The sequence below is a fragment of the Flavobacterium beibuense genome (assembly GCF_004151245.1).
GTDB classification, from domain to species: Bacteria; Bacteroidota; Bacteroidia; order Flavobacteriales; family Flavobacteriaceae; genus Flavobacterium; species Flavobacterium beibuense_A.
The window spans coordinates 1-26,553 of the sequence record NZ_JUIW01000008.1; the positions used below are offsets into that span (position 1 = coordinate 1).

General features: G+C 37.8%; 29 protein-coding genes. 8 read left to right on the forward strand and 21 right to left on the reverse strand.

What is annotated here, in order from left to right; all coding sequences use genetic code 11:
* A partial coding sequence (locus NU09_RS11685) for an OmpA family protein (RefSeq protein WP_165357689.1) occupies positions 1–731 on the forward strand: 731 nt, incomplete at its 5' end.
* Positions 732–883: 152 nt separating this feature from the next.
* On the forward strand, positions 884–1,687 hold the full coding sequence (locus tag NU09_RS11690; RefSeq protein WP_129751481.1) for a zinc-dependent peptidase: 804 nt from the start codon (positions 884–886) through the stop codon (positions 1,685–1,687).
* On the opposite strand, the gene NU09_RS11695 is transcribed toward NU09_RS11690, so the two are convergent.
* The 7 genes from NU09_RS11695 to NU09_RS11725 are packed head-to-tail and all read right to left on the reverse strand — an operon-like array spanning position 1,684 to position 5,186.
* The gene (locus NU09_RS11695; protein WP_129751482.1) at positions 1,684–2,184 is read right to left on the reverse strand and encodes a DinB family protein; all 501 of its coding nucleotides are present in this window, start codon (positions 2,182–2,184) and stop codon (positions 1,684–1,686) included. The genes NU09_RS11690 and NU09_RS11695 overlap by 4 nt on opposite strands.
* A 12-nt stretch (positions 2,185–2,196) precedes the next feature.
* On the reverse strand, positions 2,197–2,574 hold the full coding sequence (locus tag NU09_RS11700; protein WP_129751483.1) for a VOC family protein: 378 nt from the start codon (positions 2,572–2,574) through the stop codon (positions 2,197–2,199).
* 48 nt (positions 2,575–2,622) lie between these two features.
* Positions 2,623–3,045, reverse strand: coding sequence for a VOC family protein (locus NU09_RS11705; RefSeq protein WP_129751484.1), 423 nt, complete (start codon positions 3,043–3,045; stop codon positions 2,623–2,625).
* Positions 3,046–3,075: 30 nt separating this feature from the next.
* Complete coding sequence (locus NU09_RS11710) at positions 3,076–3,600, reverse strand: SRPBCC family protein (protein WP_129751485.1); 525 nt, start codon at positions 3,598–3,600, stop codon at positions 3,076–3,078.
* Positions 3,601–3,604: 4 nt separating this feature from the next.
* Positions 3,605–4,135, reverse strand: a complete 531-nt coding sequence (locus NU09_RS11715; RefSeq protein WP_129751486.1) for an SRPBCC family protein — start codon at positions 4,133–4,135, stop codon at positions 3,605–3,607.
* A gap of 28 nt (positions 4,136–4,163) precedes the next feature.
* Positions 4,164–4,718 carry a dihydrofolate reductase family protein gene (locus tag NU09_RS11720; protein WP_129751487.1) on the reverse strand — a complete coding sequence of 185 codons (555 nt, stop codon included), beginning with the start codon at positions 4,716–4,718 and terminating at the stop codon, positions 4,164–4,166.
* A 42-nt stretch (positions 4,719–4,760) separates the two neighbouring features.
* Positions 4,761–5,186: a DoxX family protein gene (locus NU09_RS11725; RefSeq protein ID WP_129751488.1), complete on the reverse strand. Its 426-nt coding sequence runs from the start codon at positions 5,184–5,186 to the stop codon at positions 4,761–4,763.
* Between the two features lie 227 nt (positions 5,187–5,413).
* Between NU09_RS11725 and NU09_RS11730 the strand changes: the two genes are divergently transcribed.
* Entirely contained in the window at positions 5,414–6,376 is a 963-nt protein-coding gene (locus tag NU09_RS11730) for a GlxA family transcriptional regulator (protein ID WP_129751489.1), read from the forward strand.
* 47 nt (positions 6,377–6,423) lie between these two features.
* Here NU09_RS11730 and NU09_RS11735 read toward each other — a convergent pair whose 3' ends face one another.
* From NU09_RS11735 to NU09_RS11765, 7 genes are all read right to left on the reverse strand, one after another.
* Complete coding sequence (locus NU09_RS11735) at positions 6,424–7,866, reverse strand: glycoside hydrolase family 30 protein (protein ID WP_129751490.1); 1,443 nt, start codon at positions 7,864–7,866, stop codon at positions 6,424–6,426.
* Between the two features lie 29 nt (positions 7,867–7,895).
* Positions 7,896–8,558, reverse strand: a complete 663-nt coding sequence (gene rpe / locus NU09_RS11740) for a ribulose-phosphate 3-epimerase (protein WP_129751491.1) — start codon at positions 8,556–8,558, stop codon at positions 7,896–7,898.
* Positions 8,559–8,859: 301 nt separating this feature from the next.
* Complete coding sequence (locus tag NU09_RS11745; RefSeq protein ID WP_020212501.1) at positions 8,860–9,723, reverse strand: RNA polymerase sigma factor RpoD/SigA; 864 nt, start codon at positions 9,721–9,723, stop codon at positions 8,860–8,862.
* A gap of 116 nt (positions 9,724–9,839) precedes the next feature.
* Positions 9,840–10,718 (reverse strand): hypothetical protein, encoded by an 879-nt coding sequence (locus NU09_RS11750; RefSeq protein WP_129751492.1) that lies wholly within the window; start codon positions 10,716–10,718, stop codon positions 9,840–9,842.
* A gap of 49 nt (positions 10,719–10,767) precedes the next feature.
* A complete protein-coding gene (locus NU09_RS11755; protein WP_129751493.1) occupies positions 10,768–12,300 on the reverse strand; it encodes a helicase HerA-like domain-containing protein in 1,533 nt (510 codons plus the stop codon).
* A 72-nt stretch (positions 12,301–12,372) separates the two neighbouring features.
* Positions 12,373–12,834 carry a GNAT family N-acetyltransferase gene (locus NU09_RS11760; protein WP_242501870.1) on the reverse strand — a complete coding sequence of 154 codons (462 nt, stop codon included), beginning with the start codon at positions 12,832–12,834 and terminating at the stop codon, positions 12,373–12,375.
* An 11-nt stretch (positions 12,835–12,845) separates the two neighbouring features.
* The gene (locus NU09_RS11765) at positions 12,846–13,802 is read right to left on the reverse strand and encodes a hypothetical protein (protein WP_129751494.1); all 957 of its coding nucleotides are present in this window, start codon (positions 13,800–13,802) and stop codon (positions 12,846–12,848) included.
* A 100-nt stretch (positions 13,803–13,902) separates the two neighbouring features.
* Here NU09_RS11765 and NU09_RS11770 point away from each other — a divergent pair, with 100 nt between their 5' ends.
* Positions 13,903–14,505 carry a CDP-alcohol phosphatidyltransferase family protein gene (locus NU09_RS11770; protein ID WP_129751495.1) on the forward strand — a complete coding sequence of 201 codons (603 nt, stop codon included), beginning with the start codon at positions 13,903–13,905 and terminating at the stop codon, positions 14,503–14,505.
* A 135-nt stretch (positions 14,506–14,640) separates the two neighbouring features.
* Here the strand turns inward: NU09_RS11770 and NU09_RS11775 are convergent, their stop codons facing one another.
* The 6 genes from NU09_RS11775 to NU09_RS11800 form a co-directional block, all read right to left on the reverse strand.
* Positions 14,641–14,949 (reverse strand): DUF3817 domain-containing protein, encoded by a 309-nt coding sequence (locus NU09_RS11775; protein WP_129751496.1) that lies wholly within the window; start codon positions 14,947–14,949, stop codon positions 14,641–14,643.
* A gap of 2 nt (positions 14,950–14,951) precedes the next feature.
* Positions 14,952–15,404 carry a hypothetical protein gene (locus tag NU09_RS11780; RefSeq protein ID WP_129751497.1) on the reverse strand — a complete coding sequence of 151 codons (453 nt, stop codon included), beginning with the start codon at positions 15,402–15,404 and terminating at the stop codon, positions 14,952–14,954.
* A 79-nt stretch (positions 15,405–15,483) separates the two neighbouring features.
* Positions 15,484–16,077, reverse strand: coding sequence for a TetR/AcrR family transcriptional regulator (locus tag NU09_RS11785; protein ID WP_129751498.1), 594 nt, complete (start codon positions 16,075–16,077; stop codon positions 15,484–15,486).
* A gap of 78 nt (positions 16,078–16,155) precedes the next feature.
* Positions 16,156–18,396: a polyribonucleotide nucleotidyltransferase gene (locus tag NU09_RS11790; RefSeq protein ID WP_129751499.1), complete on the reverse strand. Its 2,241-nt coding sequence runs from the start codon at positions 18,394–18,396 to the stop codon at positions 16,156–16,158.
* Between the two features lie 148 nt (positions 18,397–18,544).
* The gene (gene rpsO, locus NU09_RS11795) at positions 18,545–18,814 is read right to left on the reverse strand and encodes a 30S ribosomal protein S15 (protein ID WP_129751500.1); all 270 of its coding nucleotides are present in this window, start codon (positions 18,812–18,814) and stop codon (positions 18,545–18,547) included.
* 131 nt (positions 18,815–18,945) lie between these two features.
* Positions 18,946–19,401 carry a GAF domain-containing protein gene (locus tag NU09_RS11800; protein WP_129751501.1) on the reverse strand — a complete coding sequence of 152 codons (456 nt, stop codon included), beginning with the start codon at positions 19,399–19,401 and terminating at the stop codon, positions 18,946–18,948.
* A 146-nt stretch (positions 19,402–19,547) separates the two neighbouring features.
* Here NU09_RS11800 and NU09_RS11805 point away from each other — a divergent pair, with 146 nt between their 5' ends.
* From NU09_RS11805 to NU09_RS11820, 4 genes are all read left to right on the forward strand, one after another.
* Complete coding sequence (locus NU09_RS11805; RefSeq protein WP_129751502.1) at positions 19,548–19,970, forward strand: HYC_CC_PP family protein; 423 nt, start codon at positions 19,548–19,550, stop codon at positions 19,968–19,970.
* A 63-nt stretch (positions 19,971–20,033) separates the two neighbouring features.
* Positions 20,034–22,271, forward strand: a complete 2,238-nt coding sequence (locus NU09_RS11810) for a TonB-dependent receptor (protein ID WP_129751503.1) — start codon at positions 20,034–20,036, stop codon at positions 22,269–22,271.
* A gap of 38 nt (positions 22,272–22,309) precedes the next feature.
* Positions 22,310–22,660, forward strand: coding sequence for a heavy-metal-associated domain-containing protein (locus tag NU09_RS11815; RefSeq protein ID WP_129751504.1), 351 nt, complete (start codon positions 22,310–22,312; stop codon positions 22,658–22,660).
* A gap of 115 nt (positions 22,661–22,775) precedes the next feature.
* Positions 22,776–24,074: a hypothetical protein gene (locus tag NU09_RS11820; protein ID WP_129751505.1), complete on the forward strand. Its 1,299-nt coding sequence runs from the start codon at positions 22,776–22,778 to the stop codon at positions 24,072–24,074.
* Between the two features lie 35 nt (positions 24,075–24,109).
* On the opposite strand, the gene NU09_RS11825 is transcribed toward NU09_RS11820, so the two are convergent.
* Positions 24,110–26,485, reverse strand: a complete 2,376-nt coding sequence (locus NU09_RS11825; RefSeq protein ID WP_129751506.1) for a hypothetical protein — start codon at positions 26,483–26,485, stop codon at positions 24,110–24,112.
* Positions 26,486–26,553 lie beyond the last annotated feature (68 nt).

Here is a 26,553-nt window from a genome sequence, read left to right on the forward strand (position 1 = left end):
ATGACTTTGCCTTCAGTTTCAATGACCAGAAGAACATCGGTTTCTTCTCCAGTAACAGGACAGGTGTTGACCAGCTGTACAGCGCAACGCCTATCTGTGGCGTTGAGGCTATTGTAATGGTAAGGGATGCCAACACGGGCAAACCACTGGCCAGTGCCAGGGTAGCTATCCTTGATGAGAGGAACAATGTTATTGAGACAAGAACGGCTGACGCTAACGGTAAGGTGGTTTACAATGTGGATTGTGACAGGACCTATACCATTCAGGCAAGCATGACCGGTTATGAGCAGAACAGCTTCCCGATTGCCAAAACCCATGGCGGTGAGGTGAATGTTATGGCTGACCTGAGACCGATTGAGGTAATCGCACCGATAGATGTAGTGGAACTTAAAGATATCTTCTTTGAGTTTGATAAGAGCAACATTACCAAGGAGGCTGCCTTTGAGCTTGACAAGTTAGTTGAGCTGATGAACAAAAAGCCGGAAATGGTAATCATGGTTAAGGCACACACCGATAACCGCGGTAGTGACCAGTACAACATGAACCTTTCGAACAGGAGGGCAAAATCTACTGTTCAGTATGTAATCTCCAAAGGCATTGCCAAGGAGCGCATCTCAGGACAGGGTTATGGTGAGAGCCAGCCGCTTGTTGACTGTAAAGACAAATGTACAGAGGAAGAGCACGCTAAGAACAGACGCTCTGAGTTCCTTATTGTAAATGATAAAATTTAATATCAAGATTTATAAAGCATAAATAATATTGTTTATGTTTGAGCCCTGCTATCCTCGTTGGCCTTTATTGTGCCCTTCGTAGGATAGCAGTTTTTTTATGGCTATTTGAATTAAAAATATCTTATTTTGCGGCAACTTATAAACCTACACCTTTGGAAATAATTATCCTGCTTTTTAGCCTTACATTTTTAATTCTTTTTGTTTTTAGAATAATTATAGAACCTACATATATAATGGTTTTTAATAAGCCTATATATGTGCATTTATATATGTTCCCTAAAGAAATAAGCCCACGATACAAATCTGTATTGGAAAGAGAGTTTCGTTTTTATAGGAATCTTCCTTTAGCTAAAAGAAAATACTTCAGGCATCGTGTACAGTCTTTTATGGAAAACTACCAGTTTGTAGGAAGGGAGGGACTCGCGGTTACTGAAGAAATGAAAGTGAAAATTGCGGCAACCTCGGTAATGCTTACTTTCGGGATGCGCAACTACCTGTCTGACCTTTTTGAAACCATACTTATTTATCCGGATATTTTTTTATCACCGTCATCAGATGAATATCATAAAGGAGAATTTAATCCTGCGGCAGGAGTAGTGGTGTTTTCTTGGAAACATTTTATAGAAGGGATAGAGTATGATAATGATAACCTGAATCTTGGCCTTCATGAATTTGCTCATGTATTACATCTGGACTCCCTGAAAAGAAGAAGAATTGGGTCTTCATCTGTTATATACACCGATATGTTTGACAAGATAATGGAGTATATAGCTAAACCTCAAAACAGGGAAAAATTAATGAAAGCCGAGTATTTCAGATTATATGCTTATACTAATCAATATGAGTTTATAGCAGTAATTTTAGAATACTTTTTTGAGACACCTATGGTGTTTAGGCAAAAGCTTCCTGAGTTATATTTCATGGTTGAGAAAATGATCAACTTTAAGCAGGATTAAACCATTTTTTTGATATTCTGTATCTGATGATTATGACGGGTTGTATGGTAAGCTAAAAAATGTACCATTTCAAGTTTTGTATAACCTTCAAAGGGATGCCCTTGTGGTAAAGGTGCTATTTCATCAAGATCTACATTTTTTGCTGCTTCTGTGATTTTTGTTTTCACTTCTTTTAATGAGTCAATAAGCTCTTCCTTATCATAAATTTTATCTTCCGGTAAGATAAAATCAGGTGATTTAAATTTAAGGGAATAGTCAAGAAATATCTTTTTGAGTTCGTCTATATTCTCATCCGGTTTTCTGTCTGCTTTTTTAGTAGGAGTGTAAAACAGTCCGTCTATTCCTGTTTCCGATTTCAGTAAATGACAGCCTACCTGTGCCGCTGTCCAACTGTCTTTAAAAGGAACGGTGTTGATGTCAGTCTGGCTGAATGAATCCAATAATTGAGTTGTTTCGTTAAGTATGTTTTCTAACTGATTGATGATTTCTGTTTTCATAATTTATTTTTTTTATTCCTGTAATACTGATAATATATTTCCCGCCGGGTCTTTAAACCAGGCTATATATGGACCTCCACCTCTAAAAATGTTATCCTCGTCGGTTTTAAAATTTTCAAAGTCGTAGCTTTCAAATTTTACTCCTTTGTTTTTTAGTTCTTTTACTGTTGCTTCAACATCCTTTACAGGGAAATTAAGAACTGTAAACGTAGCAGGTTCATGATTGGGCTTTGGATAAAGGATAATAGGATTATTACCTTTAATATGAAGTTCCAAAAGTCCCATTACTCCGTCGCGGGCATCGAGACCTAATGTCTCGCTGTAAAATAATTTGGCTTTAGATATGTCGTTTACCGAATAGCCGCTAAATGCTCTGGTGTCTTTAAACATAGTTTATTAAATTTAAAAAGTCGGATAAACATTATCCGACTTTAATTATTAAGAATTTCTTGTGTCAAAGTTTATCATCCACTGTACACCAAATTTATCAGTTAGCATACCGTAGTAGGCACCCCAAAACATATCGTCCATAGGCATTCCTATTTTACCGCCCGCTGCAAGTCCGTCAAAAAGTCTTTTAGCTTCTTCACGGCTTTCCGCATCAATGGTGATTGAACTGTTTGTACCAAACTTTACCTGTTCCATAGATTTAGGAACATCGGTACCCATAAGAATACTGCTGCCCATAGGCAGAGCAACATGCATAATACCGTTTTTTTCTGTTTCGGGCATATTCTCGCATCCGGGAGTATCGCCAAAACGCATGATTGTGGCAAACTCTCCGCCAAATACCGATTTATAGAAGTTAAAAGCCTCTTCGGTATTGCCGTTAAAATTTAAATAGGGGTTAACTGCTTTCATAATTAAATAAGTTAGTGATTTGATTGTGATTTATTTTTCCAGAATTCCTTTTAAAAGATTAAGGCTTTCCTGTATGTTTTTACCAAGAACACCACCCATAACCAGGTTTATTATGTTTCTTGGGTAAGAAGTTTTGCCATACATGCCCCATTTTACTTTTGTGCTGTGTTCAGATTCTGCTTCTGTACTCATATAAGCATGACCGGTTGATGTAAAAGGCCTTATAAAACGAAGTTCCATTGTAATGCGTTCGCCGTCGGTAATACCTGTTATTTCCTGTTCACCCGCTCCTGCATTTTTATTACCGTCCCATGCATATATAAAACCTAAATTCCCGTCGGTTCCCCTGAAATCTTTCGTCATGTCAGGGTCAACCATGGTCCATTTATTATAATTATCCTGGTTTTTTATATACTTAAGATAATTAAACACCTCGTGCTTGGGCCTGTTTATTATTACCTCACGTTCTATGTGATAAGCCTTTTTGACAAAAAGAGCCATTATGAACGGAAGAACGAACAGTATTGTTATTATGATCAGGATAGTATTTAGCATAATCTTATTTTTCTAAATTCGATTTCATGTTCTCCAAACTTGTCTGAAGATTATTGCCTACTGTACTTTCAGTAAACAGATTCATGAAATTCATGGGGTAGTTACTATGTCCCGACATTACCCATGTTACCGTGGTGGCATTGTCGCCCACAGGAGTGGTAGTCATATAGGCTTTAGCCTCTCCTTCAAATGGTTCAATAAAATGAAGGTTCATGTCGAGACGTTCATTTTCGTTTATTTTGGTTATCTCAATTTCGCCTTTCCCTACATGTTCATTACCGCTCCAGCCATATATAAAACCTTCGGTGGCATCGGTTCCGGTATATTCGTTTTTCAGGTTTGGATCTGCCAGACACCAGGCATTGTAGTCGTTTTGATTTTTAAGATGTTTGATATAATCAAACACCTCCGGTTCAGGCTTGTTAATGGTAACCTGTTTCTCAACACTGTAATCTTTTTTGATAAAAATTGCCATGATAAACGGAATGGCTATCAGCACCAGAATAATGATGATGATTCTTTTTAGGATTTTCATAGTTCAGATATTTGGTTTAATTGTTTGTTTACTTTGTATAATGCAATACTGTTATACCGCAGGCAAAAGATTTTGATTCATGTAGTTTGAGGCTTAGCCTGTTGTCGAGTTCTTCAAAAATGGGCATTCCTTTACCTAATATTGTAGGGTTTACAAAAAGGTAAAATTCATCTATAAGACCTTCTTTTATAAGGGATGAGACAAAAGTACCCCCTCCATATGCTATAATGTCTTTGCCATTTACTTCCTTTAGTTTTTTAATGTCGGTTATAAGATTATGGGCTAAAGAAGTATTATTCCAAGGGTTTTCTTTAATAGTATTGGTAAAAACCACCTTAGGGGTTTCATGCAGTTTTCTTGCATCTTCTATAGTAGCCGGGTCGTTGTACTGGCCTTCCCAGTAGCCTATAAAGCCCTCGGCAAGTTTTCTTCCTAATACAATACAGTCTACCGATTCGGTAAGATTGGTAACATAGTTTTTAATTTCTTCATCCCAGTCCCAAACCATCCAGTCCATTTCTCCGTTAGGGCCTGCAATGTATCCGTCTACAGACATTTGTACCTGTAATTTTAATTTTCTCATAGCAATTTTTTTTGATTTTAATTTGATTGATGATTGATATTGTTATTCTTCTCTTTTGTCTGATGATTTACCAAAAAGTACTGCATCCGCCGAGTATTTACCGCTTCCCAGAATAAAAATTACAAGACACAGCAGCATGTATACAAACGCGATAGCCTTAACATCAAAACTGTCGTTGGCGTGAGCTATAAAGTAAGCGACTATCATGGTTATAAATACAGGGATTATGGCAAAACGAGTAAGCAGCCCTATAAGCACAAGGAAACCACACACCAGTTCGGCAAAAATTACAAGGTTAAAAGACAGTTTTGCACCAATGCCTATTATGTCCTGAAACAATGGGGCGATGGCTTCGTAGTTTGCAGCTTTCATGAAGCCGTAATAAACGAACATACCGCCAAAGATTAACCTTAGCAAAAGGGTAGCTAAATCAGTGTTTAGCGGTTGCACTTTAATTAGATCTTTCATCTTAATTGGTTTTATGGATTAATATCATAAATATATGAATATTAGTTTTTTGTGTTTTACGAAAACGTTATAATAGTTTGTGCTATTTTTGATGAATATTGTTCCCTTTCATTGTTCAATACAAAGTTAAGTGATGGTTTCTTTGGGTATGGAACGCTAAGAAGTCATTAAGAGGGGGCATTTAGGACAAAAAAGGTATATTTACTGTTATATATGATTTTTAGATTATGCAATTAGGTATTTTACTAACAAAAGACCACAGACTTTTAAGTGTTGCGGCAATACTGGATGTATTTGAATCGGTAAACCGCTTTTATACTGAAGAAAATAAAAAAGAACCGTTTACTATAGAGCTACTGTATATGCCGGGGCATGAAACACAATATCCCGGATATGTTACAAAAGCGACAGATCATGAAACGTATTATGATATTATACTTATTCCTTCTTTCAGGCAGGGATGGATGCCTAATTCACCCGACCCAAACTTTAGCTGGATTCCGTGGTTGCAGCATCAGTATAGGGAGGGGGCAGCAGTAGCCAGTTTTTGTACGGGAGCTTTTTTACTGGCATCAACAGGATTGCTGGATAATAAGCCGGCCACAACCCATATAAATGCCGGAGGGGCTTTTGCAAGGGCATTTCCTAAAGTCGTTTTACAAACTGAAGCGGTGGTTACCGAAAAGGACAGGGTATATACCAGCGGAGGAGCTACAAACAGTTTTCATTTAATGATGTTGCTTCTTGAAGTATATTGCAGCCGTAAAATGGCAGTGAAGGCAGCCAAAGTATTCTCGGTAGATATGGATCGTAACAGACAGACCTATTTCGGGACATTCTCGCCTGCTGAAGATCATGGCGACGATTTGGTTAAACTGGCTCAGGAAGAGATAAGAAAGAACTTTAGTAAAGGAAATACAATAGAAGAGATTATTACGGATGTTCCTGCAAGCAGGAGAAACCTTGTGAGACGCTTTAAGCAGGTAACGGGTATTACTCCTATAGAATACCTTCAAAAAACACGTATTGAAGCCGCCAAGCAGTTATTGGAGCAATCAAGACAAAGTATTGTAGAAGTGATGTATGAGTCAGGCTATAATGACCTTAAAACATTCCGATCGCTGTTTAAAAAGACGGTGGGCATGACACCAAAAATGTACCGGGATAAATTTAGCGGACAGATGGTGTAATAAAAAAGCCTCCCATTGGGAGGCTTTTTTTATAGAAAGATTTCAGTTTAGAAAACAAGTGTCTGTATAGAGTGTGATGCACTTTCTACTTCTACTGCCTGGCCGTTTATCCAAACAAAGTAGTTTACTTTTTCTTCACCACGATTCATTACTATTACCACAGTTTTTCCGTCTGGGTTAAGGAAAGCAGTAGACTCAAGAGCACTGCGGCTTGTTGAGCAGGCAATTCTTTTAGCTCCTTTTTGAACGAACTTTGAGAAATGACCTATGTAGTAATACTCATTGGTAAACATAAGTTCACCTGTTTTAGTATTGGCATGTATAGGCGCAAAACAAAGGTTCATAACGTGGTTAGGGCCACCTGTCTCATCAAGAAGAATATTCCAGTCAGTCCATGCTGTTGTACCGCTGTTAAAGTCGTTGATAAGGTTGTGGCCGTATAACTCACCCAGTTTCCAGTCATAAACGTTCTCCAGTTTAAACTGTTCTTTACAACCTTCTGTAAAGATAAGATTAGTGTTAGGGAAGGTTTCGTGTGCCAGTTTCAGGTTGTTGAACATTTGAGAACCACCATTCCATGTTTCGTACCAGTGGTAACCTATACCCCAAAGGTATTTTGCAGCTTCAGGGTCGTTAAGAACCGTTGCAGCTCTTTGGAATAACATATCACGGTTATGATCCCATGCAATGATTTTTTTGTCGGCATAACCGGCTTTGTGCATTGTAGGGCCTAAATAATTTTTAAGGAAATCACGCTCCTCTTCACCTGTGTAAATACACGACTCCCATTTTTGTGTTGCCATTGGCTCATTTTGAATGGTAATACCCCAAACAGGAATACCTTCTTTCTCGTAAGCAGCAATGAACTTGGTGTAGTAAGTAGCCCAGCTCTGGTAGAATTCAGGTAGTAATTTACCACCCTTTAGCATACTTCCGTTGCTTTTCATGAAAGCAGGAGGACTCCAAGGCGATGCATAAAGTGTAAGCTCGCCACCTGCAGCCTCAATTGCTTTTTTAATAAGCGGAATGCGGTACTTTTTATCGTGGCTAATGTCAAAAGACTTTAGTTCTTTGTCGCCTTCCTTTACATAGGTATAGCTTTCGCTTGCAAAGTCACAACTGTGAATGGTAGTACGGGCAAGGTTATACCCAATACCTTTTTCTTTGTCGTAGTAGGCTTCAAGAAACTGTTTTTGCCTGTCTTTTGGCAGTTTTGCAAATACCTCGGCAGAAGCGTCTGTAATAGCTCCTCCAAACCCCATTACACTTTGAAAAGTGTGGGTAGGGTCTACAAATACCGATACTTCCGTTTCAAGCGGCTGTTTCTTTTCTGTAAAAGAAAGAGTGCCGTTAGCCGGAGTTATCCTTTGGTTTGTTTCTTTAACGGTATTATAAACCGTTACTTTTTTTCCTGTAGTAGTATAGGGTTTGTTTTGAGCAAACGCTGCTACTCCCGATACCATCAGGACGGTTAATAGATACTTTCTCATAGATGCGGTTTTGAGATTAGTGTATTAAATTAAAAAGATGTAAACTTTTTTAGGTCGGCGATAGTTTGCGTAGGACTATCCGACTTAAATACAAAGTTTCCGGCAACAAGTACATCGGCACCTGCCTCAACAAGAAGCTTAGCGTTTTTATCATTAACACCACCGTCTACTTCAATAAGGGTAGGGGCATTGTGTTTAATTATAATCTCTTTAAGCTGTTTTATCTTGCTGTATGTATTTTCTATGAAAGATTGTCCGCCAAAACCAGGGTTAACACTCATCATACAAACAACGTCGGTATCTTTTATTACGTCTTCTAACAGAGCAACGTTGGTGTGAGGGTTAACGGCAATACCGGCTTTCATTCCTTCCGCTTTTATAGCCTGCAGGGTACGGTGCAGGTGTGTACATGCTTCATAATGAACGGTAAGGTTTGTAGCGCCCAGTGCAGCAAAAGTTTTAATGTACTGATCAGGGTTTACAATCATAAGGTGCACATCTATGGTTTTTTTTGCGTGGCGTGTAATAGCCTCTAAAACCGGCATACCAAAAGAGATGTTAGGTACAAATACGCCGTCCATAATATCAATGTGGAACCAATCGGCCTCACTATTATTGATCATCTCGATGTCACGTTGCAGGTTGGCAAAATCTGCCGAAAGCACAGATGGTGCAATTAATGTATTTTTCATTATTGTTTGTGTATGAATTTTTGCAAAGATAAGTGCAAAGTTTTAATTACGGGAATGTTAACCCTCGTAAAGCCGTGTTATTGTGAACTTTTATCAAATTTACAACGATTTAAGTTAAAGGCATAAATAAAAAAAACTCCGGTAATCAGCCGGAGTTCAATCATCAATCAAAAAACGAACAGTTATTGAACTGTAAGTGTCTTAAATATTTTTATGTCGCAATGTTTCTTATTTGGACTGCCAAAATACAAATTTAATCTAAAAAAGCGAATTTTGGAAGTTCTTTTTTGGCTTTTGCGATTTATCCTAAGTAAGTCTTAAGAATTTTACTTCTTGAAGTATGTTTTAATCTTCGGATTGCTTTTTCCTTAATCTGGCGTACACGCTCACGGGTAAGGTCAAAAGTTTCACCTATTTCTTCAAGTGTCATAGGGTGCTGATCACCCAAACCAAAGTAAAGGCGTACCACATCAGCTTCACGCGGAGTAAGGGTTTCAAGAGCCCTTTCAATCTCTGTGCGAAGTGATTCGTGGATAAGCTCACGGTCAGGATTTGGAGACTCTCCCGAACGAAGTACGTCGTATAGGTTAGAGTCTTCACCTTCAACAAGCGGTGCATCCATTGATAAGTGACGTCCTGAGTTTTTCATACTCTCTTTAACGTCGTTAACAGTCATGTCAAGCTCTTTTGCAATTTCTTCTGCAGAAGGGGCACGCTCGTTGCTCTGCTCAAGCAAAGCATACATTTTGTTAATCTTATTTATGGAACCAATCTTGTTTAGTGGTAAACGAACAATACGAGACTGTTCTGCCAGTGCCTGAAGAATAGACTGACGAATCCACCATACGGCATAGGAAATGAATTTAAAACCACGTGTTTCGTCAAAACGCTGCGCAGCCTTAATAAGTCCTAAATTTCCTTCGTTAATCAGATCGGGAAGTGTTAATCCCTGGTTTTGATATTGTTTTGCTACCGATACAACGAAACGCAGGTTGGCCTTGGTAAGTTTTTCAAGGGCTCTCTGGTCTCCGGCTTTAATTCGTTGTGCTAACTCTACCTCCTCATCCGCAGTAATCAAATCTACTTTTCCAATCTCCTGAAGGTACTTGTCTAATGAAGCAGTTTCCCTGTTGGTAACCTGCTTGGTAATTTTAAGCTGTCTCATCTAAAATCTTCCTCTGAGTTATATGTTCAGATAGTTATACGTAACGAGTTGCAAAAAAGTTACAGGAGATTGAAAAAAAATTAATGTAAAATTAAATAGGCTTGTTAATCAGTAGTTTAATTGTAGTAATAATATGTTTCTCCGGCAGGGTAATCCTCTACAAAACTTTCTGTTTGCTTAGAATATGTTATGTAGCCTGATTCGTTAAAGGTTGATTCCAAAGAAATATTTGTGTTAGTTCCTGTTAGAGTCATGCAATAATAGTTGCCATATAGAAAAACTTCTTCGTATCTTGATTCCAGCATAATGTTATTCAATTCTGCAATTGTTTTTATTTGATTTACCGGTACGGGTTGACTGTAATAGGTTGCAGCTTTTGTCCCGATTGATCCTCCTCCGTTATTATCAATAGCTTGATATAATTTATCGTAATCAAACTCTAAACTTGTAGAAGCTCCCCCATTATAAGGCGTGTAGTTTATCAGGCCGTTTGAATTTGTGAAATTTTCAATAGTATATTGAGGCATAACTAAATTAGTGTCAGGGTCAATGGACTCTCTTATTATACTTTGAGGAGTATAGGTAAATATTATTCCTCCTCCCGGGGTTTGCTCTGATCCGTCAGGGTTAAAGTAAGTATTTTTCAATTGAATCAGTCGGTTCTGGTTGTCGTAAGTTCTTTCAGTTGCTGAAAAAGGTATTGTACTCTGATCGAAATATACTGTAGTCTTATATGTATTATTGGTGTATTGGTGGTTAATTATACTATAGACAGTTTGGTTTTCATAGTAGGTTGTGTCTGCTACAACATGATTGTTTTCATAATATTTCACGTTTTTCCGGCTGCCTTCAGTCTGGTTATTGTATGCTGCTTCAGAAGGTGTGAATGTAACTGTTTTAATTAAACTTAGTTCGTTGCTAGGAGTTTCATTATTATCATCACTGTTACAGGCGACTAAACATAATACAGAAAATAATAAGGTAAATTTTTTCATAGGTATGGTTTTTAATTTTCAACCTAATCACAAAATCCATGCCTAAAAATTACCTGAACATTTTATTCAATACCCCAAAAACGCCTCTTATAAAAGTAGCGCTGGTAACCGTTTTTATAATCTGTTTTTCGATAGTGCTTCCTGTAGATGATGTTCGTGTTGTGTTTTTTTTGCTGCCGGCTTTTTCTTCGGCTTTATGTTCTGCTTCCTGCTGTTGTCGGGTAGTTATTCCCTCAATCTTTTTGGTAAGTATCTCACAGGCGCTTTCGCGGTCTATTTCCTGAGCATATTTTTTAACCAGTTTAGAGCTGTTGTTTATTTCGCTTATTTCGTTTTCGGTTAAAATATCCATACGGCTCATAGGGGCACGAAGCATGGTTGCTGCAAGCGGTGTAGGGATACCCTTTTCATTAAGTGCAGTAATCAAAGCTTCACCCGTGCCCAGTTGGGTAATTACTTCATCAGTTTTATAGAATTCAGATATAGGGTAATTCTCTGCAGTTAGTTTTATAGCTTTTCGGTCGGTAGCGGTAAAGGCGCGCAGTGCATGCTGTACTTTTAAACCTAACTGACTCAATACACCGTTTGGTACATCGGTAGGGTTTTGGGTTACAAAAAACAGACCCACTCCTTTAGAGCGTATCAGTTTTACTATGGTTTCAATCTGGTCTAATAGTGTTTTGCTCGCCTCGTCAAAAATAAGATGTGCCTCATCTATAAAGATAACCAGTTCGGGCCTGTCGGCATCTCCTTTTTCCGGCATCTGGTTGTAAATCTCAGCCAGTAACGACAGCATAAAGGTAGAGAACAGTTTTGGCTTGTCCTGAATATCGGTAAGCCTCATAATGTTTACATAGCCCTTTCCTTCGTCGTTAATACGCATAAGGTCGTCTATCTCAAAAGAGAGTTCGCCAAAAAACAGGTTGGCATCCTGCTGTTCCAGTTCTATTATCCTGCGTAGCATAGCTCCGGTAGAGGAAGTAGATATCCTGCCGTATTCTTTTTCTATTTCATCCTTACCTTCATCAGTTATATACTGTAAAACCTTTTTTATGTCTTTAAGGTCCAGCAGTGGCATGTTGTTATCGTCGCAATATTTAAATATTACGCTCATAATGCCTGTTTGTGTATCGTTAAGATCTAATACCCTTGAGAATAACACGGGGCCAAATTCTGATACCGTAGAGCGAAGTCTTACTCCATCTTGTTTAGAAAGGCTCATAAGTTCTACAGGAAAGCCTTTGGCTTCATAGGGTAGGCCTATTTTAGCATGTCTCTCGGTAATGAAGCTTTTTTCTTCACCCGGTTTGGCAATACCGCTAAGGTCACCTTTTATATCCATCATCAATACCGGAATACCGTTGTCTGAAAGATGTTCTGCCAGTATTTGCAGCGTTTTTGTTTTTCCCGTACCTGTAGCGCCTGCAATCAGGCCATGCCTGTTTAAGGTTTTAAGCGGAACGTTAACGTAAGCACCTTCTACAGGTTCGCCATTAAGCATCGCTGTGCCCAGTGTTATTTTGTCTCCTTTAGTAGTATATCCTTTTATTATGGTGTCCAGAAATTGAGCTGTATCTGCCATTGGTATTAGTTTGTATTTGCGAATCCTAATTTCGGGTATTAATTTTTATCTGGCAATACCAGATGCTTTAAATTATAATGACTCTCTAAGGGATTTCCATTTTTCACAAGTCATGATAAACTTGGTTTCCTTATTGCCATAAGGGCCAGCTTCTTCCCATCCCTGTAGTTTATAGAATTTTTCGGCACGGGTCGCAATTCCTGTGCTTAGCCAAACTGTTTCGTGGGTTTGAGAAAAATACCAGTCCATCATAAGGTTATGAAGCTGTTTGCCAATTCCTTTGTTTTCATATTCAGGCAAGAGGAAAAGCGCCCATATATTATTATCCCTTATACTGGCAATGGCGAAGCCGGTTATGGAGCCGTTAACTTCGCTAACCCAGCCTTTACCGCGGTTAATTATATAATCTTCCACATCGCTGTCGGGTACAAGCGACGGGTCTGATAGTGTATTTTCCTTTACGGCGTGTCTTACAACCTGTATTTGAGGTATGTCTGATACCAGGGCCTCTCTGAATAGTATTTCCGATTGCATAATCTTTTTAATTAGAAATTAAAATCCAGTTCACTGTTCATTTTTTGCAGATAGAAATCTATTTTTTGATGCATACGGTTAAAGAACAGTTTCCTGTCCCTTGTACCCGACTGATTAAGTGATTTTGAGTTTCTTATCTGATGACTGAAATACTCTTCCGCATTACGGCATGTGTCCGGATCTACCGTTATAAAATAGCCTAGCATGGTGTAAGGTACAAAAAGAGATTTTTGTTTTACTGACGATAACAGCACATTGTTGTTTAGTAATAACAACTCATTATAATATAGGTGATATCCCGAATCGTTTTTGGAACATTTTTGTTCTGCTTCAGTAAGTATGGCTTTCAGGTCTTCACATATCAATGCTGCGCTGGACAGGGAAAGCAGTCCTGACTGAAAAAAATAAAAAATCTGTTGTATGGTGCTGTTAATGGTTGTGTCATTCCATATCTCATTTACCTGAACGCTCTTATATACCTCATTGAGTTTATTGCTATGTTCAAGGAGTGAGCTGCTTACCGTGAAGTTTTCAAAACTTTCATGTTGCTTGCCATTAAGAAGGTTTAGCCAGACATACAGTTTGAATTTGGATAATACTGTTCCGCTAATGGTATGGAAAAGGGGGATATCTTTTGCTGAATAATACATTATAGTGTCAGGAAGTTTTTTGTAGACTTCAAGTTTTTGTGCTGATTCCCGAAAATAACCTGTAAGTTCTTCCATTGTTTTTATTTCGGAAGTCTTTTCAACTATTACTTTATCCGAACCTCCAAAAAGCAGGTCCATAGAAAGAGAATAGTGATGGCATAGGGCTATGGTTTCCTCTATAGTAAATTTGCTCTTTTGGGATATCCTTCTGTGTGCAGCATCGTAGCTGATGTTTAAAATACCAGCAACTTCATCTATCAGAGACGAAGATTTACTTTGTTTTCGTATGGTTTTTAAGAGCTTTTCCTGATTATTCATTTTGTGAAAATCGCAAAAACGATTTAATTTTTAATTTATTACTGCAAACTAAATTGCAATATACACAATAGTTTTGATTTGAACTTTAAATCAGCTTACTATGAAAAATGTACCATTTTTATTAATTGGATTTCGGTTTCTGCTTGCTCCTGTAATGATTGTATTGGCTTACGCTTACGGAGATGAAGCAAGGCTTTCTATAGTTATTTTGTTGCTGTTAGGGATACTGTCGGATATACTTGACGGAATAATAGCGAGAAGTACAGGTGTCTCAACCGAGAAATTGAGAAGAATGGACAGCCAGACCGATTTGCTTTTCTGGCTTTCTGCCGGATGGTGTGCCTGGGTGCTTAATCCGGTAATTGTACAGCATAATAAATATGCCATAATTATGATATTTGTTATGGAGGGGCTTACCTATGTATTCAGTATCCTGAAATTTGGGAAAGAGACCTGTACTCATGCTTTTCTTTCCAAATTATGGGGCATAACACTGTTTATTGCTTTTGTAGGTATAATTGGTTTCGGCTTTGCAGGCTGGACATTTACTCTTGCTATAGCTTTTGCTCTGATATCCCATTTGGATGTTTATCTTATTATCCTGTTTTTACCGCAATGGACGCACGATGTACCCAGCTGTTATCATGCATGGCTAATAAGAAAAGGGAAAAATATTAAAAGAAACAGACTTTTTAACGGGTAGTAATATGCTTGTTTTATTATGCAGGCTTTGGCAACATTCCCTGTTTTATCTTGATGCCTGTTATTTTCTTGCAAGAGTAATTTACTGGCTCAGTTTAAAAATATGAGTCCGGCAATTTGCCGGACTTTTTTTTGATTACGATTGTATTTTTTTGAGGATTGTTTTATCAATATAAAATGTGCCAAACGGAATTATACAGGCAAGAAGTACTTTCCACGTGGTAACTTTAAACTTCCATTTTTGTTCTACACCAACACTTAGTGTGTTAAACACAAATAAAAGGAACAATGCTCCGTGAATGGTTCCTAACAGGCTGGAAAGGTGGGGGTAATTATAAAAGTATTTTAGTGGTACGGCAATAAAAAGAAGTAAGAGTAATGATGTGCCTTCCAAAAAGCCGATTAGCCTTAAACGGCCTATGTTAGTTTTAAATAAGTTCTTCATGATTAAAAACGGATTAAGGGTCGGTTAGCTAGGGGAGAGAATGGCCATGGTATTGCTAATAATATTAGCACTGCTCCAAGGGAAAACCATATTAGCATGATTTTGAATTTTGCAAGGTCAGTTTCCTGTCTTTTTGCTTTTGCTGATCCGATTGTTATAGAAATGATTGCTAAAAGCATTAGCACAATGTGTATTATGCCAAAGAATAATGTTTCTCCCGAATTGCTGTTGGTGACAAAAAACTGTTTTATAAAAGGGCTTTTCGTATATAGCAGTATCCCTGTAATAAGTTGGATATGCGCTATGGTTGCTGTCCAGTGCCTTACTGCGTTACAGGATTTGGTAAAACTAAGTTTTTTTAGATAGCCTCTTGCCGAAATATAAATGGCATAAGCCAGGCTGATAATTACCACCCACCGGAAGACCGAATGGACGGGAAGTAAAAATGAATACATAACTGACGTTTTTTGATTAATGATTGATAGGGCAAAAATAATAAAAACATACTAATTAGTATGTTTTTGAATAAAAAAATTATTTCAAAGTGTTGAGGTAGTTTTTAAACTGGGCCAAATAGCTGATATAGCAGTCTCTGCCATATATTTTCCCCATGTTTCTTATTCCTCCGTAACCTGAAACGATGTAAATTGCGGTTTCCTTAGTATTGATGTCCTTATTTATTTTTCTGGTCTCTTTGCCTTTTTCTAAAGTGGCTGTTATGGCTTCTGCCCATTGGGTAACCAGTTTTGAGAGTGCCTTGTTGAAGTCTTCGTTTTGCGATGCCATTTCCTCGACCATATTAATGGCAGGACACCCGTATTTAATTATAAAAAAAGGATCTTTAAGTAGTAGGGATTCCATCATGCCGTAAATTTCCTCAAGCGGATTGCCTTTGTTTGGCAGGGCTTCGATGAGTGCTTTGTGCATACCGGGCTGCATTACCTCACTAATCATGGCTAAGCCCATTTCATCCTTATTTTTAAAATGATAGAAAAAAGCACCTTTAGTTACCTGTGTTGTGGCAATAATCTCATCTACGCTGGTAGTGCGGTAACCGTTTTTGTAAACCAGTTCAAAAGCTTTTTGTAGTATGTTAAGCCTTGTGGCTGCTGCTTTTTTAGATGACATAGTTAAAATTAAAATGCTAAGTTAAATAAAAAACCCTGCTTTAAAGCAGGGTTTTTATGAATTAACCTTATATGAAAATTAAGCTTCTTTATTACCGCCGTTATCATTATTTCTAGGTCCTTTATTATCCCTGTTAGGGCGAGGTCCTCTGTTGTCTCTCGGTGGACGGTTTTCGTCTCTTGGAGGACGGTTCTCATCTCTTGGAGGTCTTGGTAATAAAGCTTTTCTTGAAACTTTCTCTTTTCTTGTTTTAGGGTCGATGCCGATGTATTTCACCTCAAACACGTCGCCCATATTTACAACGTCAGATACGTTTTCTGTACGCTCCCAAGCAAGCTCAGATACGTGTAGAAGTACCTCGTTACCCGGAGCCTGAGTATATTCTACTACAGCACCAAAGTCAAGCATCTTAACAACTTTTACTTCATATGTTTCACCAACCTGTGGTTTGAATATGATAGAGTCAATTTTGTTAAGTACAGCCTGCATTCCGTCCGGATCAGTACCAAGAATTTCAACTTCACCCTGCTCGTCAACCTCGTTAATAACGATAGTTGTACCTGTAGCTTTTTGAAGTTCCTGAATAACTTTTCCACCTGGACCGATAAGAGCACCAATAAATGCGCCAGGTATAGTAACCTTAACGATTTTAGGAGCGTGTTTCTTAACGGTTTCTCTTGGTTGCTCAATAACTTCAATAAGTTTACCAAGGATATGTAGACGGCCTTCACGAGCCTGCTCAAGAGCCTGCTCCATGATTTCGTAGTTAAGACCTTCAATCTTGATGTCCATCTGGCAGGCAGTAATACCATCTGCAGTACCGGTAACTTTAAAGTCCATATCACCTAAATGATCTTCGTCACCAAGGATATCAGATAATACAGCCCATCTTCCTGTTTTGTCGTCTGAGATTAATCCCATTGCAATACCTGAAACCGGTTTTTTAATCTGTACACCTGCATCCATAAGCGCAAGAGTACCTGCACATACTGTAGCCATAGAAGATGAACCGTTAGATTCTAATACTTCAGATACTACACGTACTGTATATGGGTTTTCGGCAGGAATCATGTTTTTAAGTGCACGTTGTGCAAGATTACCGTGACCAACCTCTCTTCTTGAAGTTCCTCTTAGTGGTTTAGCTTCACCTGTAGAGAAAGGAGGGAAGTTGTAGTGAAGGTAGAATCTTTCTTCACCTTGTTCAGACGGTAAGTCTATAACATTGGCTTCACGAGATGTACCTAAGGTAACTGTTGCCAGTGCCTGAGTCTCACCTCTTGTGAATATTGAAGAACCGTGAACTGAAGGAAGATAATCAACCTCACACCAAATAGGGCGTATTTCGTTTGTTTTTCTTCCGTCAAGGCGTAGTCCTAAATCAAGGATAACGTTTCTTACGGCTTCTTTTTGTGACTTGTAGATGTATTTGCTAATCATGTCAGCGTGCTCAACAAGTTCCTCCTCTGTAAAGGCAGCAAGGATTTCTTCTTTAATTACTGAGAATTTCTCAGAACGCTCATGCTTAGCAGAACTTTCTTTAGCCACAGCAAAATACTTATCGTATGAAAGGTCGTATACTTTTTTCTCGATATCAGCATCATTAGCCTCACCTTCATATTCTCTGATTTCTTTACCTATCGCAGCTCTCATTTTTTCCTGAGCAGCAATCTGAAGTTTAATGGCATCGTGAGCGAATTTGATTGCCTCAACCATTTCTTTTTCAGATATCTCTTTCATTTCACCTTCAACCATAGCGATAGAGTCGCTTGAAGCACCAATCATCATATCGATGTCAGACTGTGTTAACTGCTCTTTGCTTGGGTTAATGATGAATTTGCCGTCTACACGTGCAACACGTACTTCAGAAATAAGTGTGTGGAAAGGTACGTCTGAAACTGCAAGAGCAGCTGAAGCTGCTAAACCTGCAAGTGCATCAGGCATTACGTTTTCGTCGTGAGACATAAGTTGGATCATTACCTGCGTTTCTGCATGGTAATCATCAGGGAAAAGCGGACGAAGTACGCGGTCTACTAACCTCATGGTTAATACCTCTGCATCACTTGGTCTTGCTTCACGTTTAAAAAATCCGCCCGGAAAACGGCCCGCGGCCGCAAATTTTTCACGGTAATCTACCGTAAGTGGTAAAAAATCGATGCCCGGAGCGGCAGTCTTTGCGGAAACCACAGTAGCAAGCAGCATGGCGTTACCCATTTGTACGACTACAGAGCCGTCTGCCTGTTTTGCAAGTTTTCCTGTTTCGATCGAGATGCTTCTTCCATCTCCCAGATCGATAATTTCTCTTGTTACGTTTGGAATCATAAATCCATTTCTTTGATTAAACAATGGGTGTTGTTTAGCTGTGTAGTTGTTGTGTGTAGTTGTCTAAAACCCAATGAAAAACCAAAACTTTTTTTATGCAAAATATGTAAAACAAAAAGAGGCGCGCAGGCACCTCTTTTCATCTCGATTATTTTCTGATGTTTAATTCTTTGATAATCTCACGATATCTGTTAATCTCTTTTTTCTTAAGGTAGTCAAGAAGACTTCTTCTTTTACCTACCAGCTTAACTAGAGAACGCTCTGTATTGTAATCGTGACGATTCTTTTTTAAGTGCTCAGTTAAGTGGTTAATTCTAAAAGTGAATAACGCGATTTGTCCTTCTGCAGTTCCTGTATCAGTAGCAGATTTGCCGTGTTTTGTAAAGATTTGCTCTTTTACTTCTTTAGTCAAGTACATGCCAATATTGTTTAAATAATTTTTATGTAACGGGTCTTTCCCGATTGGCTGCAAAGGTAATCAATATTTTTTTTCCCGCAAGGCTTTGTTATATAAGTTTCTAACGTGCTTGTGTGCTATGCCTAAGTGACTTAAAAAAGTTTAGCTACCTGCTCGTTTACAAATTCAAGGAAACGCTCATCCATCTCGCTAAAAGCATCCAGCACGTTAGAGTCTATATCTATCTGGCCTATATTCTTTCCGTCAACAAAAAGCGGTACAACCACTTCCGATTTTACGGTAATGCTGCAGGCAATATAATTGTCCTGTGCGGTTACATCGGGAACCACAAAGTTTTTATTAGATACTGCCACCTGTCCGCATATACCTTTTCCAAACGGAATAACCGTATGATCGGTAGGTTCTCCGGCATAAGGGCCTAATAAAAGTTCTTCCTTATCTCCGTTTCTAAAGTAAAAGCCAACCCAGTCGTAATAATCTATATTATCTTTTAAAAGATGGCAAATCTGTAACAGCTTTTCATCCCTTAATGTATAGTCATGATGTAATATGTCAATAACCTTAGGTTTTAATTCTTCAAATGTCATAGTGTATAATCTTTTGTACAAAATTATCTATTAAAGCATTTTGACTTATGTTTTTTTGTGTTAAAAAATATAAAATTCCCACATTTTGCGTTTTAGTAGTGTAGAAACAAATTCCCTAAAAATAAAATGTATAAATTTGTGGCATCATGAATTTTAAAAGGCACATAAGTATACTTTTGGCATCGCTCCTGTTAGTAGCTAACATGGGGTTTGCCCTTAATGTACATTATTGCCATGGTGAAATTGCTTCGGTTTCCATAGCTTATAAGGTTGATGACTCCTGTATGGCCATGACCAAAAAGCAGGATAAGGGTTGTTGTGCCATGAAAGCCGAGCCGGCAAAAAAATGCTGCAAGAACGACCTGGTTAAAATTCAGGATAAAAGCGATAATATACTTGTAAAGTCACTTCAGCTTGATTTAAGTACTTTTTATGTTGCAGAACAGTGGCAACCTGTACAGTATATTTATAATGAACCTCAGGTACAGGAGGTAAACTCTTCATTTTATTGTGAGGCGAATGCGCCTCCACTCTTTAAGTTATACTGTCAATATATTTTATACGCCTGATTTTAATGTTTTTATTCATTTCCCTTATGGGAAACAGATAGCTATTAACATTAAAATTTTTTTATGCGTTATATATTATTTTTCATGATAATGATAGGTGCCTATACTGCACAGGCACAGGACAAATTAAGCGGTAAGGTTCTGGATGAGAATAAGCAGCCGCTTCCCGGGGCGAGTGTTTACTGGCTAAACACAACCATAGGTGCGTCTTCACAAACAGATGGTACTTTTGAACTTCCATATGAGCCCGATTATAAAAAGCTTGTAATAAGCTTTATAGGTTATACTACAGATACTATTGCTGTAGATTCTCCAAAATTTATAACTCATTCCTTAAAGCTTTCAGGAGGGGATAAGCTTGATAATGTGGTTATTGATAAAACCCGAAGAAGCCTTAAAAGGTCTAACGCCGAGGCGGCCAATGTGGTTAATATGGGGTCTGCAGAGCTTTTAAAAGCTGCCTGCTGTAATATTGCCGAGAGCTTTGAAACGAATCCATCTATAGATGTAAACTTTTCTGATGCCTTAACCGGTAACAGGCAGATAAAAATGCTGGGACTTACAAGTCCTTATCTGTTGATTTCTGAAGAGAATATACCTTCTGTAAGGGGAGCATCTCAAGCTTACGGACTTTCGTTTATTCCGGGGACATGGGTTGAGAGTATTCAGATAACAAAGGGTGCAGGTCCGGTTATAAATGGTTATGAAAGTATATCGGGACAGATAAACTACGAGCTTCTAAAACCCGCAACGGATATTCCTTTCTTTTTAAATGCTTACGGCTCTCAGGGTGGCCGCTTCGAACTTAATACCCACTTTAATAAAAAAGTATCTGACAGATGGAGTACCAGCCTTTTTGTTCACGGTAATACAAGGGTGTCTAAAAATGACATGAATGATGATGGTTTTTTAGATAATCCGCTGGCTAAACAGATAAACGTGATGAACCGTTGGCAGTATAATAATCCGGAAACAGGATGGGTTAGCTTTATCAATCTTCGATATATGAGGGATGAAAAGCAAACCGGAGAAATTGATTTTGATCCGGATACTGATAAGTTTACTACAAATCACTGGGGTTCTGAAATTAATACTGATAAGCTGGATGTCTCTACCAAACTAGGGTATGTATTCCCTGATATGCCTTACCAGAGTATAGGTTTACAAACTGCCTTTAACTGGCACAACCAGGATTCTTATTTTGGTTTTAATCAATATGATATCGACCAAAAGAGTTTCTATTCTAATCTTATATTCAGTTCTATTATAAGCAATACTCTTAATAAGTTCTCTACAGGGCTTAACTTTACCTATGATAATTACGGAGAGTTTGTAAATACCATAGATTACAGCAGGATTGATAACAGTGTAGGTGCTTTTTTTGAATATACTTATGACAATACCCGAAACTTTAGTCTTGTGGCCGGAGGACGTGTAGATGCTCATAACCGTTTAGGTGTTTTTCTTACGCCAAGAATGCACCTTAAATACAACCCTTGGGAAAAGGCTACTGTAAGGGCTTCATTTGGTCGTGGTAAGAGGGCTGCAAACATTTTTGCAGAGAATCAGGCATTATTTGGCAGCTCGAGGGTAATGAGTATTTTAAACAGCGGTGGTAAAATTTACGGACTTGATCCTGAAATTGCATGGAACTATGGTGCAAGCTTTGTACAGGGGTTTTCTTTGTTTAACAGAAACGCCGAGTTTGTATTGGATTTCTACAGGACTGATTTCCAAAACCAGGCAGTTGTAGATCTTTTTGCAAGTCCGCAGCAGGTACTGTTTTATAACCTTGACGGAAAGTCTTATGCCAACAGTCTTCAGGTAGAACTTAATTATGAGATAACCCGCCATTTTAATGTGCGTACGGCTTATAAATACTACGACATCAAAACAGATTATCTTTCGGGTACTGAGGATAAGCCTTTACAGGCAAAACACAGATTTTTTGCCAACTTAGCCTATGAAACCCATATTGGCGAAGGTGGTAAGCAATGGAAGTTTGACTTTACATACAACTGGATGGGTAAACAACGTTTGCCATATACGGGCAGTAACCCTGCGGAATATCAAATGGGAGATTATTCGCCTTCATTCTCTTTAATGAACGCTCAGGTAACAAGAACTTTTTCAAGTGTATTTGAGGTATATGTAGGAGGAGAGAATATAGGTAATTACAGGCAAAATAAAGCTATTATAGGGGCAGATGATCCTTTTGGCCAGTATTTTGATACATCTATTGTATATGCTCCTGTTTTTGGCCAGATGTATTATGCTGGGCTTCGATTTAAAATTAAATAACAAAATTGTATATATTTAAAATTCAAAAGAATAAAAAGATGAAAAAACTAATTATGGTATTGCTTGTTACCTTTTTCGGGATGGCAGTACAGGCACAGGATAAAGAAGTTAAAAAGAGTAAAAATGCTACTTATGAAGTTGCCGTAAACGGTAATTGTGATATGTGCAAAAAACGTATTGAAAAAGCTGCATTTAGCGTTAAAGGTGTTAAGTCGGCAGAATGGAGTGCAGACCATCAGGACCTTCATCTTATTCTGGATGAGAACAAATGCTCTGTAGATGATGTTTGTAAGGCAGTAGCAAAAGCGGGTCATGATACCGAAAAGGTTAAGGCTACAGAAGAAGATTATAATAAACTCCATACGTGCTGCATGTATGAAAGATTATAAATGACAAAATCCCGAAGTAATTCGGGATTTTTTTTACATGTATGTTTCTTTTTATTGCTGTATACGGCAACATTGTGTAATTTGCAGATAACTTATTTAACCAAAAAATCACCAAATGAAAAAGCTTAAATACGCATTGGCCTTTTTAGGGCTAACAGCTATTATTGTGCCTCAGCATTTACAGGCACAGGACTTTTTTAAAGACAGGAAGCTATATCTTAATGAAGACGGCAGTAATTATGTGAAGTTTACCTTTATGACCCAAGCCTGGTTAAGATCGATAGATTATAATCCCGGAAGTACCATAAACGGTGTCCAGAAAGATAAAGGTACTGATATAGGTATTCGCCGTTATCGTATCCAGATGTACGGCCAGTTAACAGACAGGGTATTTGCTTACAGTCAGTTTGGTGAAAATAACTTTAATACAATTTCTGAAAGGAAACTGGGCTTTTTTGTTCATGATGCTTATGGTGAATATGCGATAGATAAAAAAGCATTGTCATTAGGTGTGGGGCTTTCAGGGTGGAGTGGATTATCACGTTTCTCATCACCTTCAGTAGGTTCGATATTAGGAATAGATGCTCCTTTATTTTTACAGACTACTAATGATGTAAACGACCAGTTTTTAAGAAAACTTTCGGTGTTTGCCAAAGGTAAAATAGGTAAGCTTGATTATCGTTTACAAATGGCCGACCCATTGGAGGTAACCAACTCACCGGCTGTTCAAAACAGGACTACCTTTTCTATGGATCCTTCTGAAATGCAGTGGAACGGATATTTTCAGTACCAGTTTCTGGATCAGGAGTCTAATATGACGCCTTATATGGTAGGAACTTATCAGGGAAAGAAAAGGGTATTTAATATAGGTGCCGGGTTTATCTATCAAAAAGATGCTATGTGGATGCTTACAGATACAGACGATATAGAGAAAAGCAATATGGTACATTTTGCCGGAGATGTGTTTTATGATGCACCCATAGGAGCCAATGGCCAGGCAGTAAGTTTTTATGGTAATGTAACCAGTTATGACTTCGGGAGGAATTATACCCGCAACGGAGGTCCTATGAATCCTACAAACGGAACCAATAACCCCGCGATGCTTAACGGGGGAGGGAATAGCTTCCCAATGTATGGTACAGGTACTGTAGTATATGCTCAGGCCGGATATAAGTTTAAGGATAATCTTATTGGTAAAACTACTCTTATGCCTTATGTGTCCTTACAGCACGCCGATTATGACAGGCTTAATAATGCCATGAACTTTTTTGATGCCGGTGTCAACTGGCTTTTAGAGGGTAATGTGGCAAAACTTACGGTTGCTTACCAAAACTGGCCGGTATATAATACGGATGGTAATAAAACAGGCTCTGAAGGCGGTGTTATAGGGCAGTTGCAGGTTTTGTTTAACTAATAAAAAAAGGCGGGGCATATGTCCCGCCTTTTTTGTTATAAATTAATAGTTTTTACTTCTGATATTACTTTTCCGTTTGCTCCAAACCCTTCAATTAGTACTTTAACCTGTCCGAAATAAAGTTTCGGGATGCTGAATCTAAACTCGCCACTTTCGTCTGTCATGATATTAGGGTGCCAGTCTATAATACCAAAGTTTTCAAAACCTTTGTCGTCATAAGTTGAGGTGTAATCGGAGTTTCTGAAAGGCTCAACTTTATCAAAACCATCTTTTAGCAGGAAGCTTAAATCGGCAGTGGGTTTGTTTCTGTATGAAAAATCTTTTTTCAAATAGATTTTGATGATACCCATTTCATTATCCACTCCTGGAACAGGTGCATGCGGATTTATGTAAAATTCGTCTACATCTTCGGTATAAACCATGTCAAGAACATCAAAAGACATTAAATACATATTGTCTAAATAAACCCTTGGCTTGGTTTTTTGACCGTTTATGGTTGTTACCGTACGTCCTGTTATACTAACCTCCCCATTTTTATTAGACACATCAAAACCATGATAACGAATCATATCCAGTATATAAAAATAACTTTTAGTATCTCCTTCTGTTATTTTATATCCTCTTAAAAGTCCGTTTCCGGCCACAGTTCCGTATTTCAACTTGTTAGATTTTCCTTCAATCTTAACCTCTTCAAGCATAACGGTTTTTGTTATGTATTTTGGTAGTTCAAAATCGGCAAGATCTGTATTGTCTCCTGAATAATCTATACATGAGATTTTAGATGGTGTAAACGGTTTGTTGAATTTTCTATTATTATTTAATATTTCAGGGTTTAGAGAAATATCTTTTGGTTGTTCACCTCTTTTGAGTAAAGTGAATCTAAGCTTACAGGAATCAGGTACAACAAGATGTTTTAAATAAAATTCATTTTTTTCATTCAGAGCCACCCTTTCGTCGAGCATGCCTGTGTAAGAACTTATTTTTAGCCTGTAGCCTTTCCCTTTTAATTTTTGGTTTACCGTTCCTTTTACCGCAAGACCTATGTCAAAAGTGTAATTTTCTTTTGGAGGATTGTTAAGTATATTGTTCCATAGATATTTACTTTTTTTACTTATAAGGTAAAGATCCATTTCAAACTTATTAGATCTTGATATGTCATTAAGGTACTCTCTGGCTATTGTTTTAGGGTGTCCTTCTATATATGGTGAAAGCAGTAAGTCGCCATAAATATCCTCTTTAGCTGTAATACTTTTTGTATCTGCCGGTAAAACGGAAATACTAAGGTTCATATACGGATTGTTAACTTTACCTTTAAACTCTACGGTTCCGTTGTCATCACTTATCTTGTTAAGTTGTGAACTTACAACACTGTCAGGGTAAATGTATAGTAAGCGTTCAGCTATCTGATTTAAATTATCATCAATAAGTCGTACTGTGTTAACCCCTGTAAACAGCTCTTTGTTTTCCAATTGTGTAGTTAGTTCCAGCTTATTGTCGTTAAAAACAAGTTCCATTATGTAGGTTTTGTCATCTTTTTGAACAGTTAGGTATAATGGCTTGTTCTCAATTTTTTTGTAAGTAAAGCTGTTTGTTCTCAGTTTAATAAAGGTTTTGTCGGCCATTGTGTAGCTATTAGCCTCCATGGTTATACCTTCTGCCTGAAGTGGAGGCAATACCTGTTCATGATTGGTTCCGTTTATGGATGCAACTACTTTAAGGTTATTTTTATTACTGGCAACAATATCAAATTTGCCATATCCAAGATCATTTAATACAATCTTTTTAATGATTTCGCCTTTTTCATTTACAACAGAAGCCTCTTTTACGTTAAGGGGAGTGTTGTCACATCCAGTTATGTGTACGCCTATGGTATTATGGCAATCGTTAAGAAAAACGCCGCTTTCAGGTTTAAGTTCTATTGTGACTTCTGCTTCAGCATTTTTGCTTAATGATCTAGGTATTCCTGTACTTGGGTTAATTATGGTTACGTCGTATACGGAGGATTCATCTTCGGTAAAGTTATTCATCCAGTTAGTGTAGAGCTGAACATAATATTTACCTGATTTATAATCGCTGTTTAGCTTGAAACTTCCTGAGAAATTTCCAAGATTACCACATAAAAGTTTGCTCTCAAGAATATTTCCATCAGAATCTATAAGATTGGCAAAAATATTAACGCAGGAATAGAAGGGAATGCCAAGTTTTTTGTGGTATACATATCCTTTAAACCATATTTTTTCGTTAGAAAGAAATACATTTTTATCAAAATGTACGTGAATGTTTTCACGTTCCATGAAAAAATAATTTTCAATGGCTTTGCTTATTTTTTCCTTTTTTTCCTGTTGGGCAAAAGCTACAAGGCTAAAAGCCAGCAAAAAGACGGTTAAGATAATTTTTGTCGTTGTTTTCATAGCAAGGTGTGTATGGTTTAGATTGTTTTTTTTTGCGAATATATACTTTTTTAAAAAGTTTTAAAAAG